Origin of the sequence: Wolbachia endosymbiont of Drosophila simulans wHa (assembly GCF_000376605.1) — a bacterium.
GTDB lineage: Bacteria > Pseudomonadota > Alphaproteobacteria > Rickettsiales > Anaplasmataceae > Wolbachia > Wolbachia pipientis.
This window is the reverse complement of the sequence record NC_021089.1, coordinates 652,982-669,273: the sequence shown is the minus strand read 5'-3', so window position 1 is coordinate 669,273 and position 16,292 is coordinate 652,982. Positions and strand designations below refer to the sequence as shown.

The window sequence follows — 16,292 nt, the reverse complement described above, 5'->3', positions numbered from 1 at the left end:
AATCTAACATGAAAGGCTATGCTCAAAAAACTATAAGCGTCCAAGTAATTTTTTAAATAAGATAACTCCTTTAGAATATCTCTTAAGCTATTAACTTAACATCACCATAGGATTTAAAACATTCCCCAAAAAATGTTAAAGCTATTTTAGTAAAATACTCAAAACTTGACCCTAAGCAACTTTGAGTTCATGCTCCTGGTACTCTTGCTTTACCTTCCTACATAATCACTTTTGGAGAAAATATATTACTGGATGAAGAACTCACTATATCACCACACTTTAAACCTTTTACCGCTGCTTTGACTCCTTCTGAGACTTTTTTAGATAGACTAATTGTTTCAAAAGATTGACAAAGTTTTCCAGACCTTTCAAAATATCCCTGTTTAATAGCATCGTAGACCCAATATCCACCAAGCGAGCAATTCTCACCTAATTCTTCTTTACAATTTTTGAACTTTTCCAGTATTTCCTTTTTGTTACTAACTTCTACTATTATTTTATCTTGCTTGTCAGGGTACAAATTAACTTCTAATTCTCCTAAACTAGTAGAGAAAGTTAACACTATATTACTATTGTCTGCAAGATTAGTGTAATGCCTTATGCCATTTTCCGTTATAATTTCTACCTCACTTTTACCGATCTTTACTATATCTCTTCCGTATTCTATTTTTCCTTGAGTTAACCCTAAGCTCCTTGCCCCATCTGTTATCTTTGCGACATCTATTATGCTATCCTCTGAATACTCTAAGTAGAAAGTAGAGTTGTCCATTTTTGCATCTTTTAACTTACCATTAGTTGCACCTCTAACAACTTCCATAAACTTGAGAGTAAGATTTGCACAACTTCCATGAGCTTTTATCATATTAGTTTCATGATCTTCAAATTCTAATTCCAGTGTATTGAGCACATACATACTATCTACAACATACCACACCGCTCCTTTTGATACTAATTTACATATTATATCACTAGCAACCTTGGAGTTCTTTTCTAATTCACTAATCTCTTTTATTCTTTTCATCACACAATCCATAAAGTTATACTTATCTTCATACATCTTTCCATATAGCTTTCCTTGATGAGGAAAATTAAACCTTATTCCAGACTTTATAGCTTCGTTTACAACTTGTTCTAATTGATTCATGTTTTGCGCTTTACCTACTTCATCTAAAAACACTTCTAACTTTGCCTGCTGGTCTAGTATTAAATTATCCCATAGAGTCCTAGATTTAAGCAGATGCTTTTCACTATCTAACCCTTTGAAATCTTTTATTCCTGCTGCCAGCAACAATCTTTCTGCTTCTTTACAACAAGTTTCATCACTATGAAAAACATCTCTGATATATTGAAAGATTCGTAACTTCCCTTTATTGTTATGAAGGCTTAAAACTCTCTTTAAGTCTTGAGTACCCTTGCGTTCATTCAAAAACTTTTCTAATACAGTAAGACCTTTACTTAGAGAAGAAGGGTTATCTTTGTCAACACCACCAAGAATACAGTCTAATTCTTGCTGCAACCTTTTGTGATCCTCAGTTAAAAGATAACCTTCAGCATAGTAGTTACAATTATCAATTGCTATGTCTAGTGGGGTCTTTCCTTGTTTATCACATATATCAGATCTAGCTCCACTATCCAGAAGTGAAGAGATGAGATCATTGTAATCAGTGCTTGCAATACAATGTAAGGGTGTTTTTCCTTCATTATCCTGCTCATTAAGATTAGTTCCTTTTTCCATAAGAGAAGCTATACTATTAGGTCCAGTAGCATAATGCAAGGGTGTCTTTCCTCTATCATCCTTTACATTAGGGTTAGCTCCTGCCTTCAAAAGTAAAGCTACAGAATCGTCATATTCTTTTTCTACCCCAGCTATACTTGATATTATGTGTAATACTGTTAATTTAGATTCTCCTCTTCTAAGATTAAGGACTTTTTCTAGATCTTGATTATCTCCATTGTCTTGTAAAAAATTTCTAAGTCTCACAATATAACCATGTTCATTATAATCACCTTCATCACTAAAAGACAGGTATGCTTGGAGGATACTGAATAATTCTTTATTTAATTCTCTTTGACTTGGTGTTAGACCAGATATGCCAGCAAGCCGTATATGCATTAAGCTATTGAATATATCTCCTCCAACAATATCAACTAAAGAATGATCATCACGACATAGCAGTGAGTATTTAAGTGATTCATATTCATCATCCCTTTGCTCTTTTCGAAACTGTTTTAAATTATCACTTTTGGTTAGTTTTTCTAAGTACTTTAGGATTCTATTTTTATTTCCCAATAAAAAATCTACTCCCTTTTCCATTAAAGCACATACTGCTTCTTTATGACCATTTTCGGCAGCAAGAAATAATGGCGTCAACCCCTTTTTATCTATTATATTAATTTCTGCACCTTTTTCTAATAGAGCATCCATTGTCTTTATATGACCATTTTTAGCAGCCATATGCAATGGAGTACGCTTCATTCTATCCACTTCATTAACCTTTGCATCTGCGTTTATTAAGATTTTTACTACCTCTGCGTGACCTTCTTCGGCAGCTAAGTGTAACGGAGTCACCCTGTCTAGATCTACTGCATTGACCTTTGCATCTGCGTTTATTAAGATTTTTACTACCTCTGCATGACCTCCTTCGGCAGCTAAGTGTAACGGAGTCATCCTATCTAGATCTACTGCATTGACCTTTGCACCTATTTCCAATAGAGTCTTCACTGCCTTTATATAACCATTTCCAGCAGCGATATGCAATAGAGTACATCTCTCTGCGCAATTGTTTATCCAATAATTCACATTAAAATTAAAATTTTTCCACTCTTTATACGTGGTTGGATCTATTGCTTTTAACTTCTCTTTTATTTTTTCAATTATGTTATCCCTATTTAAATCATTGTCAGAATTTATTGCACTTAATATTTCTAACCACTTATAATGTATCATATTTCTACCCTATGCTATTGAATTGTTTATATTTAGCTCTTACCACTACACCTAGCAGCACTTGTCTCACAACCACATTTTTTTAGCTCTTCCATATTTAATTTGTCACTAAACACAATTAGCTATACAAAAACCCATCTACTGTCAAGATGTATCAGTGGATGTTGCCTACTTACGTTGGACTCGCTTAGCCTATTACTAGGCTTTAATGCTACATCTTATTAGTGATACCTCCAGTACGACCTAATTTTGAAATGGATGTTATAAGTAACTCAATATTATCTTCTTGCACTTTATCCAGTTTAGTTCTTTTAGCAGCCTGTGAAGGAACATTATTGTTTGCATCAGAAGCAACACGCTTTTTATTAAGAAACTCAACTACACCTGGATGACTATACTCATCAACGATATCTGAAGGAGTTTTTTTGTTAACATCCACTGCATCAACGTCAGCTCCATTTTCTACAAGATATTTAACTATGTCTAAGTAACCACCTTTAGCAGCAGCATGTAAGGGGGTAGTGCCACGATAGTTCTTCATATTCGGATTAGCTCCTTTTTTTATAAGACATTCAACTATATCTAAGTAACCCTCTGAAGCAGCAGCATATAAAGGAGTATCACCATCCTTGTCTTGTAGATCAAGAGTAGCTCCGTTTTTTACAAGATGTTTAACTATGTCTAAGTAACCCTTAAAGGCAGCAAAGTACAAAGGAGTAAAGCCGTGATTGTTCTTTGCATTAGGATCAGCATGATTTTTTATAAGATATTCAACTATACTGAAATTATTCTTGCGAACAGCACTGTGTAGGGGAGTATGATCATCCTTGTCTTGTAAATCAATAGCAACATTTTTTTTACCTACAAGATATTCAACTATTCTTAAGCGATCCATGGAAGCAGCTACATGCAGTAAAGTAGTCTTTACATCCATATCGGAAAATATTATGTCAAAATCTTGTTCTTTTAGCTGATTTTCTATTCTATCAATAACATTACTCTCATCTACACCATCTTGTATTATTGCTCTTAATATCTCTTGCAACTCACTTAAATTCATAATTTTACCTTAGCTTAAAACCGCTTTAATCATTATATGCCTGATACAAAAGTCAAGAATTTTATATGTCTTCCTGAAAATTACGAGCGATTGTTTTAGTTGCTCTGCTTGATCGGTAGAAGGAGCATATTTGTGCAATTCAATAGAAACATGCCTTTCTTCAGCATCACAAAATTTTTAATTATTGACTTTCCCCAAAAACGCAAAAAAGTAAGTATATTTGTGAGAATAATTTAAATAAAAGCGGCGTTATAAAAATAAAAACGTAAAATTGTTGCAATAAAGTTAGGTGTATTAGTTTATATCTAAATATGGCAAAAGTAGGCTAATATAGCTGGTTTTACGGTATAGTAAAATTATTATAAAGAAAAGTTCAAACGGTTTAAGCGGTAGTCCAATCCATCCCAAAACAAACTCTTCTCACGACCCTTGGTTTTGAATGCTGGAAATGGTTGTGTTATTTGAGTTAGTGGTAATTAATGTTAAAGAGTGAAAATTAGTTTATTTGGAAATAAAAGGAAAATTCATTGCAATTCTATATTTAAAATAGAATAAAGCTCTTTTTGCATCATGTATTAATAAAAAAATATATTTTTTTGCGTATCCTTTCGTTTTAATTAATATGAAGTGATATGACACCTAATGTAGAGTTTAAAGATAATCACGGCACATCGATATCAAATTTGGAAAATGTTAAAATTATAACCTTGAGCGATGAGAAAGGTAATAAGTATACTTTAGATGCAAGCAATGGTAGTCTGGAATTAAAATATAAACAAGATGGTCAAGGTGAAATAAGCTATAAAGTAGGAGGTTTAGCGGCAGCTTTTAAAAGTCTACTTGATATGAAAAGTACTAACAATGATGAACATACAGTACTTGAAGAGAAGTTAGCAGAAAAGTCCATAGTGGAGGCGATATTTTATGCAAAAGATTTTGATAAGGGTGATAGAATCTCTAACTTGATACTAGATAGTACATTTTCTAGGCGAGATGTTCTGCTTGCTTACCTAAATAAAAAGGTTGATGTTGAAAATGTATATACTAAGGAAGAAGTAGATGAAGGATTAAATAAAAAGGTTGATGTTGAAAATGTATATACTAAGGAAGATACAGATAGAGGATTTATTTCTCGTGACAGTGACGGAATCAATAGATTAGCAAGGGAATTATTTTATAAACATGATCCCAATGCAACTTCAATTTTAGTTAATACATTAGGGAAGCTTCTTGATGAAAAATATGAAATATATGGTGATAATAAAACAGCAAAAGATTTTTTGGCAGAAAAGGGTAATTTTGCTAAAGCTGATGGCTCTAATATAAAAATTTTAGAATTCACGAAAAAAATACTTGATGCAACAGAGGATATAGGAGATGGGAAAAAGAAATCAATTTTAGTGGAGAAATTAGGCAGATTTCTTGATCAAACTGCTGATAACGAAAATGCTTATGATGGTAAGATAGCAAAAGCTTTTTTAGGAGACAAGGGGGTGCAGGGATCAAAAGGTGCAGATGGTCCTCAAGGTCCGGCAGGTAGAGATGGAAAAAGCCCATCAATTGAGGAAGTCGCTGCACAGCTACTTACTGATGAAAATAAAGATATATTGGGAAAAACAGTACTTGATATAACTGATAGCACTGGTCAAAATCTTGCTACTCATGTTGCTAATAAAATAAATCTTAATTCGCAGGATTTTATAAATAAAGCTGATCCAATAAAACTCGCTGAGTTGCTTTTTAATAAAAGTAACTTAGATCAACTTGCAGCCAAAAAGATTGCCGAAGATAAAGTTAGCTCGTATAAGATTTCTGAACTAGTATTTAACGATGCTAAGAATGCACTAGCAGAGAATTATCAGTGGGATCAAAAGAGCTTTATTGAAGATATAATAAAAAATGTCGGCACTTCTAGGTTAGCTGAGTTGTTATTTAATGCTGGCAGTATAGAAAAAGGTGAAGCAAAAAGAATTACTGAAGGGAAGGTTAGCCCTGAAAAATTAGCTGAATATTTGTTTAATGCAAGTGGCTTAGGCGATAATATAGATGAGTCGAAGACGTTAGTCAATAACGTAACTCAGCACCTTTTGAATACCAAGGTAGATGAAATAGGGAAAGCGGTTGTGAAGGATAATGAAAATAGAGAGATCTTAGCAGGTAGTCGTATTTTGCAGGAAGGAGTGGCAGAAAAATTAATTAGTAGCAACACAAATAAATTGGGACAAGCTATTCTGAATGTGAAAAACAAATTTGGTAATGACGCAAAACCTGTGCTGGAAACTCATCTTGCCAATAACAGCAGCTTTCAGGAAGCTGTGGCAGGAAATCAAGATTTAAGGACTGCAGTAACAGCTAATTTTGGGAGCAATAGAGATTTTTGCAATATTGTAACAAGAGATCTTAGTAGAGATGAAGAAAGTCTGTTAATTGATAGGCTGCCTTTTTATGAAATTCCAGATGATCCAAATGCTCCGCTTTCTTGGAATTAGTAATGTAATTTTTGCTAGACCAACCGATTCCAAGAAAAATTGTTCTCACGCTTGCTGGTTTTGGGTGCTGGAAATGGTTATATTGTTTAGGTTTTTAACAGTATATATTGCTAAATTAGTAGCAATATATTAAAGACTTTCATCAAAAATTATTCCATAAAAAATTTCTAAATAGGGGTTGATAAGTTTTAAAAATGGAGTATTGTACTGAGTAGGAAAATAGTTTTTTTTATATAGTTTATGAAAGATCAAACGAGCCTTACAACGGATTTTACGCATGCTATAGAAAATGACGACTTTAAACGGTTGGAGGAATATATTGATCAACATATTGATAAATATAATGTTAATCGTGAACTTTTAGATAAGTTGCCTTTGCTGTCCTGGGCTGCCTGTAAAAATAGTGTAAATGTAGCTCAACTTCTTCTTAGTATTGGTGCTGATATTGACATTAGATGTGACCAAAATTGGACACCTCTACACTATGCTGTTAGTGCAGGTCAATACGATATGGTTAGATTTCTTGTTGATCAAGGTGCCAGCATTTTAGCTAAGGATAATAATGTTAAGACACCTTTACGCATAGTAAATGAGCTTGGTAACACAGAAGTAGCAAACTTTTTGAGAGCAAAGCTAGATAAATATTTATTTTCTGCTATAGAAAGAAAGGATATTAGAAAGGTTAGTGATTTTCTTGATGGAGGTGCTAATATTGAGGCTAAAGGTATAAACAATCAAACGCCTTTGTGTGTAGCTTCTTGTAAGGGTAATTTGTATGTCCTTAAACTTCTTCTCAGTAGAAATGCTAAGGTTAACGTTCAAGATGATAGTAGAAAAACACCTTTACATTATGCTGCTAGGGAAGGTCATTCAGATGTAGCTGAACTTCTTCTTGGCCGTGGTACTATGATTGATGCTGAAGACTGTTTTGGTATGGCTCCTCTACACTATGCTGCTTACCACAATAGAAAAAATATGGTTAGCTTTCTTATAAAACAAGATGCCAAAATTGAGGCCGTGGATAAAGAAGCTAAAACACCTTTACATTATGCTGCTGGGGAAGGTCATTTAGATGTAGCTGAACTTCTTCTTGACCGTGGTGCTATAATTGATGCTGAAGACCGTTTTGGTATGACTCCTCTACACTATGCTGCTTGCTACAATAGAGAGGATGTGGTTAGCTTTCTTATAAGCCGAGATGCTAAAGTTGAGGCCATGGATGAAGAAGATAAAACACCTTTACATTATGCTGCTGGGGAAGGTCATTTAGATGCAGCTAAACTTCTTCTTGACCATGATTCTATAATTAATGCTAAAGACCGTTTGGGTATAGCTCCTCTACACTATGCTGCTTACTACAATAGAGAGGGTATGGTTAGCTTTCTTATAAGCCAAGGTGCTAAAGTTGAGGCCATGGATGAAAAAGCTAGAACACCTTTACATTATGCTGCTAGGGAAGGTCATTTAGATGTAGCTAAACTTCTTCTTGAATGTGATGCTATAATTGATGCTAAGGACTGTTATGATCGGGATCCTTTATATTATGCTGATTCGTATAATAAATTAGATGTAGTTAGACTGCTTGAAGGTAGGAATGGTGTGAACACTTGTAACCCTCTTACTAATTTTTTAAGTGCATGTATCCATTCCCCTATTGCTCGTTACTTCGGAAGTGTTTGCGTAGAAGGAGCGCCAATTTTATACAGAAGGCAACGTGCCTCTGCAATTGATCACAATGCTTTGGAAGGTAGTTTACGACTCTTCAGTATCTGTAAAGGAGGAAGAGAAGGTATAGATAAAACACGTTTCAATAAAGAGATTAGTTATCTACATGAAAATGCTTATTTGTATGATGTTTTACTGTTACAAGATGAGGAAAATCAAAACACACTTTTGCATGTGGTTATTAAAGAAAATCAGGTTGATCTTGTAAAAGAACTTTTGTGTATTCTTAAGGAGCCATATCGTTCGAATAAGGTGTATAAGTGCAAGTATTTTGAAGATAAGCAAGAAAATGAAAAGCCGCTTTCTAAAGTTATTAATTCTAAGGATAAAGAAGGAAAAGATGCAATTACTCTGGCTATTGAAGGTAATGACCCAGAATGTATTTCGGCTCTTTTCAAGTATTTAACTTATGAAAATATTAACAGAAGGAAAGATGTTAAAAGCGATTACACACCTCTACATGAAGCTGTGCGTTCTAGAAGTAGTAACGCAATTAGTGCGCTTCTAAAATCAGAGCATGTAAACGTTGAGCTCATAGATGGAAGATCTTACAGAGCATGGAAATATGTTAATAATGAAGAAACAAAACAATTGTTTATTAGGTATTATAGTGATAAAATTAATGATTTGCGTAAAGAATTAGCACATTGCAATGAAAAATTAGCGCAAGTCGAGTATTTCCTGTGCAGAACAAAACTTGCTTTTGTATGCTCTGCAGCTTTTGGCTCTTGTCTTAATATGTATAAAAATTTTCATGATGCAAGAAGTGGAGATATGCCAGGTGTTACCATTCATCCTCTCTTGTTGTTATTTTCTAGTGCTACAGGTCTAATAGTGTTGTGTAATCATTTTATCGATTTAACACTTTCAAAGTATAAAGAAGAAAGTGTTAGCTTGCAAAAAAAATTGGACAGTTTTAGAGAAGCAAGAGATAAGTTGGAAAATAAATTACTTCATTTTCAAGAAGGTACATCTCAGGGTATTAGGACGAATTCAATTTCTACGCAACTATCTGATTATGATGACGTACCTGGAACATTAGAATCACCTACCTCTATAAAGAGCTTTGAAAGCTCAGCAAAGGTATCCGTTTATAACCTGCCTAAGGAATTTAAGTAGCCTAATTTAGTAAGTACATAGAAGTAATCATATTAAAGAAGATATTGGTTTTTGAAGTAAGAGGAGAAAGCTCACAATCTTTGCTCATGTGTCTAAATTGGAGAACCAAGAGAAAGTTTGTTCCACAATAGAGATGTTCAAAAAAGTGTGTCAAATCAAAAAGAAAGTAATAAATTGATATAAAAAGGTGAAATAGAAAACCACTTATTGGCTGAAAGTGAAGAAAATAATAGAAAAAATGGGAGAAATGCAAAGGCTTTACGTACAAGTGCAGATTCATTTGAACTTTTAACACCAAGAGATAGAGAAGGAACCCCAAATAGTCAAAAAAAGGCAAACAAACTTACATCCAGGGCTTGAAACGAAGATTTTAAGCACATTTGCAATACCAATCGATTTCCAAAAAAATCTTCTCATGCTAGCTGGTTTTTATTGCTGAAAGTGGTTGTATTATTTAGGTTCTTAGTAATATTTAATATTAAATTAATAGTAATTCATTAAAAATTTTCATCAAAAATTATTTCAAAAAAATTTTAAATTAGGGGTTGACAAGTTTTAAAAGTGGAGTACTATTCCTGAAATACATTAGATTACTAATTTTTTATGGTATGTAAGTGTGTGATGGCTAAGGTAATTTTACTTTTGTGAGCGGGCTATGTTATGTGAGGGCATTCCAGAATTCTTGTTTGAGGGAAGATGGTCCTTTCTGTGTTGCTTGAGGAAAGAAAAAAGCTCAGGGTAAGAGTGGCTTGTTATAGTGTGATTGCTTAGTTAAGTTAGGTAAGTTTTTATAAATGTGGAGGGACAAATGACTTTAAACAATGATGATTTATTAGTTAGTGCTGCAGGAGCAGGACGCCTTAGTGACGTTAGAGAACTTCTTGAGAAAGGGGCTAATATTGAAGCTAGAGATAGTGATGGTTACACATCTTTGCATAGGGCTGCTGAAGGAGGTCATTTAGAGATAATTAGATTTCTTATAGATAAGGGGGCTAACATTGGAGCTAAAAATAAGGATGGTGGAAAACCTTTAGATGTAGCAAATACCTCTCGTCAGTCAGAAGTAGTAAACTTTTTAGGACCAAAGCAAAGTGAGTATGATAGACTTTTATTTGCTGCTGTAGAAAGTGGGAATGTTAGTGAAGTTACAAATCTTCTCAATATTGGAGCTAGTATTGAAGTTAAAGGTGTAGAAAATGCGGAGTTTAGGTTAGCCCGTTATGTAAAAAGAATTATGGAGATGAGTAATTACCATAATGTTCATTCGGAAAAAAATCTGAGCTTGAAAGGATAAAAGGAGAATTACCAGAGTCAGTAAAGAATGCAGTATTTTTATCGGAGGTATGTATTAAAAGTGTTTACTATAGTAATGAGTATTTATATCCTGCTAGTGATTATCTTAGCCATGATAGGGATAGAAGGAGAGTATTTACTTGGAGGCCAGGGGCAAAGATAGTCCATGTCAATGGAAAATTGAGGATTGTGGATCTACTCGCAAGAAGCGTGATGTACAATATAGTATTACAAAAGAAGCTAAGTGTGATCTATCTTATGATAATGCATCAGACAATTCATCGCAAAGTGACGAAATAGGCTATAACAAAATAGGAGCTACAAGCGGAGCAAGTAAGCCGTCTTCATGGATAGATGCTGTTAAAGGTGTTTTTCAGTTTATCTCTTCCCCTTTAAGGGCTGCGTTGCCTTCATTTTCAGAAAATAGCTCTAGCCGTTCTGGTACAGCAGGAAGTAGCTCCAATCATTCTGATACAGTAAGAAACCCAAATATCCAATATACTAGCCAATTTAGTCGTGAAGTTTGTGCGAGTAATAATGCTAGCTTGATGTTTTTCTTGTTACAAGCTTTTCTAGATAAAAAGTGTCCTCTTCCTAAGTTTTCTGATGTTAATCCTGTAAAGGCTCTTTTTTACACATCGGATATTATAAAGTCGTTCAAGGAAGTATTAGAGAAGCAAGCTGAATCGAAAGGTGGTATAAAAATGCACCGCTTAGATATTAATTTTGAGAAATTATTTGAGAAGATTAATGAAAAAATTAGGAGTGGTGAATTTAATGAAATTTCAGGGATTTTAAAATCATACGCAGAGGAAGCATTGCCTGGTAGAGAACCCGGAGATCCCGGTAGATTAAGTCCGAAAAAGTTTGATAAGTTTATGGCTGAATTTAATAGAAGAATAGACCCAGTAATAAATCAATTAATGCAACAAATGTTAAGCAGATTAGAAGTGAGTGACGTAAAAGAACAACAAATAAGCTTGGAGCCTAAAAGTTATCTAAATAATACTTCTGTTCAATGTCATTTAACTCAAGCTAGAGGTCAAGGTAAAGTATTAATTCCTTAATTTTTGAATTTCATCTATCGAAAGGCCGGTAATTTGAGCGATAACATCAATAGAGACACCGGCCTTAAGTGAGTTCTTTGCCACTTCGATTTTCTCTGCTTTTCTGCCTTTTTCATGTCCGATTTGGATGCCTTCTTCTTTACCTTCTTCTCTACCTTTTTCAGTAGCATCATCAAGTTTTTGAGCGAGGACAGCCTGTTCATCAAGAATACGTTTTATTTCCTGTTCATAGGCAATAAATTCTTTTTCTGACCAGTTGAATCTATTTAGCTCTTCATAGGCCTTTTTAATTATTACATCACTACCTATTATTTTTTCCAGCTCTTCTTCACTAGTCTCATCTGCATATCGAAAAAAATAAACCCATTTTTCAACTATATTTTCCAACTGATCTTCCTTATTCTTTGGAAATTTTGGCAACTCAATAAATATAAAATAGAAATCTTTTAGATCATGCTCATTAGTGTCTTCATCTCGAATAGTATGCTTTGATTTGTACTCAGATTTATTAGGAAACAGTACACAATCTGCTATAGCAATGAAGATAATTTCCTTAAGGTTATGATACTGGTCACCTTTATCAGCTTGCCTTGAGTAAGCTTTAGCAGCATAGTATTGGGCACGTTTTTCAAAGCCTTTAGTTTTAGCGACCTGCATTTCGCAAATGTATTGAGCACCTGTAGAATCTCTACAGAGAACATCAACAATACTTTGCTTTTTAGCGGCGATATCGGGGTCTTGAATAGTACTTAAAAACTCTATATCCTTTATTTCATTTTTACCAGTAAAGCCAAGAATATCATTGAGGAAGTGAATAAGGATATCTCTATTTTTTTCAGTACCGAAGATACGCTTAAACGATACATCATTTTTGGGATCAAGAAACTTAGAAAAAGTCATAAGAAAGAACCTTAAAAAGCATTAATAATTATACACAATTCTGAAGAAATGTTCAAGTTTTTTATTTTTTTAAGTTTTGAATGCGTTGATGAAAAAAATGTCTCCCATAGATGGCTTTAGAATGCTACTACGCACCTTAGACGTCCTTTTTACATCTTTTATTAACCCTTCTATAAAGCGCCTTAAAAGGCTGGCAAATGGATGCTATGAGTTTGGAGCTGTAGATACCGTCTTGCAAGTCAACAAAAAAATTACAAAAATTGTTCAAGCTGTATCATAAAATTAAAAAATACTTCCAATTCACATTTTGTGTAACGGTACACAGATTATAGTTAGTGAATATGTTGATAAGTAAATTTCCGCTTTTTTGTACGTATAAAATTAATTTACTTATCAACATATTCACTAACCAGTTACAAAATTTGTGTAAGATACTATTTTACATAATTGGAGCGTTTTTTGATTTTAAAGCACTAAACTTTCAGCCAAACTCCTAGCTCTGTAGTTTTTGATATGATCTGGATCAAAAGCCTTCTTTGACCTTAAAACACCAAAAACAATATGGAGTAACTTACGCATTGCAGCTCCCACAATGGCCATGTTATGCTTGCCTTTCTCTTTTAACCTTTTGCAAAAAGTCATAATAGTAGGATTATGATTCTTAGCTACTATGGCAGGAAAGTACATTGCCTTACATAATGTTCGTGAACCGGATTTACTTAATCTGGGCTTGGCATGTACAGACGTACCTGACGTTATATTTCGTGGTATAGCTCCAGCATATGCTGCCAATTGCCTGGCATCCTTGAAAGCTTTTATGTTAGGAACTTCAGCCAAAATAGCTACTGCTGATTCTTCTCCTATTCCTGGAATGGTCAATAGAAGTTGAAAATTTTCCAACAATTCTTTGTGTTTATTTAATAGTTCACGTAAGGAGTTTTTTATTCTTTCTATTTTTTGTTTTATGTTCATTGCAAGGTCTTCCCAAGCATTTGCAACTTCTTTAGGCAGTCTCTCTTTTTTTTCTAAGTGGTTATTTACTAATGTCAATTCATCTTTTAACGCAGCCGAGCAACGATAAAGATGCTTTAATTTCTTTAACTCAGGAGAAGTGGTGCCCAACGAATAGGTTCCTGTCTTTGGCAATAATCGGCAATTATCTCTGCATCAGTCTGATCATTCTTTTGTCGTATAAGCTTACTTTTTGCATAAAATCTTATACAAGCTGGATTAACAACACTCACAAAATGTCCAGTATTGTGTAGAAATTCAGCTAAGGCTTCACTATAACAACCAGTAGCTTCCATGCAGGCTTTTACTTGTTCTACATTATGCTTTTGTAGAAAGCTCAGTAAACCTTGAAACCCATGATCATTATTCTTGAAACTCCTTTTCCTGGTTTCACGTTTTCCTTTGTTGCTTATGAATGAAAGAGAAACATCAAAGCGATCTTTTGATATGTCTATACCCAAAAAGTTGTTGATCATATATAACTCCATACGTTACTATTAAAATGAAAAGTAAGGCTAACCTTGTGGATACAGAATTATAACCATTTAGGTCTTTCTACGATACCGTTCAGCCTATACTTTTGAGAAGGGAACTCTTGTCTACCACACAGATTTTATATCTAAGGAGATATTCAAAGTTCTTCCCTTCTCCACCTAATGCTTAAGCTTAAAACATCAGATGCTTTTGACAAGATACAAGGAGATATCAAAGATACCCTTTTTGGTGTATAAAAATACGAATCTACGACAACATCGTTTAAAGAAATTAGCAGCTATTAATATCTTCTACCTTTTCATAAAAAAATAAACAAAAAAAAATTGAAAATTTGATTTGACTTCACCCAAAAGCTATGGCTTTATGCCAATACTGCTAAGAAAATAACAGTAAACATTTAAAAATAATTTATTATTAGTGAAGGGTATATTATATGAACAATAAGAATAAAAGTAAAGATCGTAAAAAAGAAATAGAGTTCCGAATTGACCTTACCCAGAAAAAGTGGAGAGAAAGAAAGGAGTTTTTTTGGGTAAAATAAAATTTTGGAGGATTAGAAATGGCAAGAGAATATACGGCAGAATTCAAATTGGAAGCTGTTAAGCTGACAAATGAACAAAGAAAGGTAGGTCAACCAGTTGCAAAAGTAGCAAGAGATCTAGGAATAAGGGATAGTGTATTAGGAAAATGGATGAAGAAATATAACGAAAAAAAGTCAGCGGCAAATGCATTTCCAGATGTAGCACCTTATGACAAAGAGAGATTTGATTTACAGAAAGAGTTAGCAAAAGTAACAAGAGAAAGAGACATTTTAAAAAAAGCCCTGGCCAGTCAAAAAGAGTAAAATATTTTTTCATAAAAGAGCATAGTAAACACTATAAAGTGCAGGAATTATGTAGGGTTTTCTGCTAGTGGCTACTATAAGTGGACTACAAGGAAAATAAGCAGTAGAGAATCAGCAAATAAAGAGTTATTAGCAGATATTCAAAAAATATATCAAGCTTCTAAATGTAGATATGGAGCTCCTAAAATTCATGCTGAATTAAAGGCTTTGGGTAAAAGTTGCAACTTAAAAACAGTGCAAAGTATTATGCAGAAAAATGGTATTCAGGCTATATTGAGAAGAAAATTTAAAATTAAGAAACAACAAACGGACAGTAGCTCCCAATATATTAGACCAAAACTTTATTGTCGATCAACCAAATAAAGTATGGGATTACTTATATAAAAACCAAAGAAGGATGGCTATATTTGGCAACAATAATCGATCTATATTCACGCATGGTAGTTAATGAGCAGTTCAATAAATAAACAATTGGTTATGGACTCTTTATTAATGGACGTTAACAAGCGTAAACCTGCCAAAAATCTACTATTACATAGTGATCAAGGTTCACAATATACTTCGCAAGGTTATCAATATCTCTTATCCATAAAAAACATAGATGAGTCATAAAGGTTGTTGTTACGACAATTCTGTTGTGGAAAGCTTCTTCAGTTCTCTAAAAAGGGAGTTACCAATAGACACCTCTCGGCACTCTAAACAGCATATCAAAACTGCTATATTTGAATATATAGAAATTTTTTATAACAAACAACGTCACTATTAACTATTGCATTCCAGAACAATTTGATGCATCATTCTTTTTGTAAAAAACATTCCAAACTTTCTCTCCACTTTTTCTGGGTAAGGTCATCATAGCATTAGTTAGATGCATTAGAATTGATCATGATGATGTACATATAATGTTTAGGTTTCAAGAACTTGCTCTGGAAATGCAAAAAAAAATGTTCAACATTATGTCGCGAGTCAAACTTAGGGTATTTGGCGTCTCATGTTTAATTTTTCGCACTACGTGCATCGCATGTCTTTAAAAATTTCTGGGTTTTTACCTATATAAGCCGAAACGCGCTTATAAAGCGTTACAAGACATCAAAAAATGCCAATACTCGACAGAGATAGTAAAAGACTAGCTAACTCGGGGATTCTTTGTCTTTTTTTCTGCTTAGTAAATTTCTTAAACATTTGCAGCGTAGGTTAGTTGCAATTAAAAGCAGCTGAATTTCGCTTGTCAAGCGTTTAAAACATAAAAAACGCCAATATTTTAAAGCGGATAATAACCCCAGGGCTTCTTTTGCCTTTTTTTTATTTGGTAAATTTCTTAATGTTTATGGCTAAACGACAA

7 protein-coding genes and 3 pseudogenes are annotated in these 16,292 nt (G+C 33.7%); 6 read left to right on the top strand and 4 right to left on the bottom strand.

Annotation, left to right across the window (positions count from 1 at the left end):
- Positions 1 to 217 precede the first annotated feature (217 nt).
- Together WHA_RS06035 and WHA_RS02930 are read right to left on the bottom strand one after the other, a co-directional pair.
- Complete coding sequence (locus WHA_RS06035) at positions 218 to 2,947, bottom strand: ankyrin repeat domain-containing protein (protein WP_015589134.1); 2,730 nt, start codon at positions 2,945 to 2,947, stop codon at positions 218 to 220.
- Between the two features lie 211 nt (positions 2,948 to 3,158).
- Entirely contained in the window at positions 3,159 to 4,007 is an 849-nt protein-coding gene (locus tag WHA_RS02930; RefSeq protein WP_015589133.1) for an ankyrin repeat domain-containing protein, read from the bottom strand.
- A 632-nt stretch (positions 4,008 to 4,639) separates the two neighbouring features.
- Here WHA_RS02930 and WHA_RS02925 point away from each other — a divergent pair.
- From WHA_RS02925 to WHA_RS02910, 5 genes and pseudogenes are all read left to right on the top strand, one after another.
- A complete protein-coding gene (locus WHA_RS02925; RefSeq protein WP_015589132.1) occupies positions 4,640 to 6,496 on the top strand; it encodes a hypothetical protein in 1,857 nt (618 codons plus the stop codon).
- 240 nt (positions 6,497 to 6,736) lie between these two features.
- Complete coding sequence (locus WHA_RS06030) at positions 6,737 to 9,340, top strand: ankyrin repeat domain-containing protein (RefSeq protein WP_015589131.1); 2,604 nt, start codon at positions 6,737 to 6,739, stop codon at positions 9,338 to 9,340.
- 183 nt (positions 9,341 to 9,523) lie between these two features.
- Positions 9,524 to 9,725 (top strand): annotated as a pseudogene (locus WHA_RS06415) (transposase); the annotation flags it as partial.
- Between the two features lie 423 nt (positions 9,726 to 10,148).
- On the top strand, positions 10,149 to 10,634 hold the full coding sequence (locus WHA_RS06025) for an ankyrin repeat domain-containing protein (protein WP_015589130.1): 486 nt from the start codon (positions 10,149 to 10,151) through the stop codon (positions 10,632 to 10,634).
- A gap of 139 nt (positions 10,635 to 10,773) precedes the next feature.
- Positions 10,774 to 11,700: a hypothetical protein gene (locus WHA_RS02910; RefSeq protein ID WP_015589129.1), complete on the top strand. Its 927-nt coding sequence runs from the start codon at positions 10,774 to 10,776 to the stop codon at positions 11,698 to 11,700.
- On the opposite strand, the gene WHA_RS02905 is transcribed toward WHA_RS02910, so the two are convergent.
- The gene (locus tag WHA_RS02905) at positions 11,689 to 12,600 is read right to left on the bottom strand and encodes an Rpn family recombination-promoting nuclease/putative transposase (protein ID WP_015589128.1); all 912 of its coding nucleotides are present in this window, start codon (positions 12,598 to 12,600) and stop codon (positions 11,689 to 11,691) included. The genes WHA_RS02910 and WHA_RS02905 overlap by 12 nt on opposite strands.
- Positions 12,601 to 13,065: 465 nt before the next feature.
- Positions 13,066 to 14,087: pseudogene (locus WHA_RS02895) on the bottom strand (IS110 family RNA-guided transposase).
- 578 nt (positions 14,088 to 14,665) lie between these two features.
- Here WHA_RS02895 and WHA_RS07530 point away from each other — a divergent pair.
- A pseudogene (locus WHA_RS07530) lies at positions 14,666 to 15,759 on the top strand (IS3 family transposase).
- Positions 15,760 to 16,292: the final 533 nt, after the last annotated feature.

Coding starts and splice junctions, on each gene's coding strand:
- WHA_RS06025 (WP_015589130.1), top strand. CDS start 10,149: ATGACTTTAAACAATGATGATTTATTAGTTAGTGCTGCAGGAGCAGGA.
- WHA_RS02930 (WP_015589133.1), bottom strand. CDS start 4,007: ATGAATTTAAGTGAGTTGCAAGAGATATTAAGAGCAATAATACAAGAT.
- WHA_RS06030 (WP_015589131.1), top strand. CDS start 6,737: ATGAAAGATCAAACGAGCCTTACAACGGATTTTACGCATGCTATAGAA.
- WHA_RS06035 (WP_015589134.1), bottom strand. CDS start 2,947: ATGATACATTATAAGTGGTTAGAAATATTAAGTGCAATAAATTCTGAC.
- WHA_RS02905 (WP_015589128.1), bottom strand. CDS start 12,600: ATGACTTTTTCTAAGTTTCTTGATCCCAAAAATGATGTATCGTTTAAG.
- WHA_RS02925 (WP_015589132.1), top strand. CDS start 4,640: ATGACACCTAATGTAGAGTTTAAAGATAATCACGGCACATCGATATCA.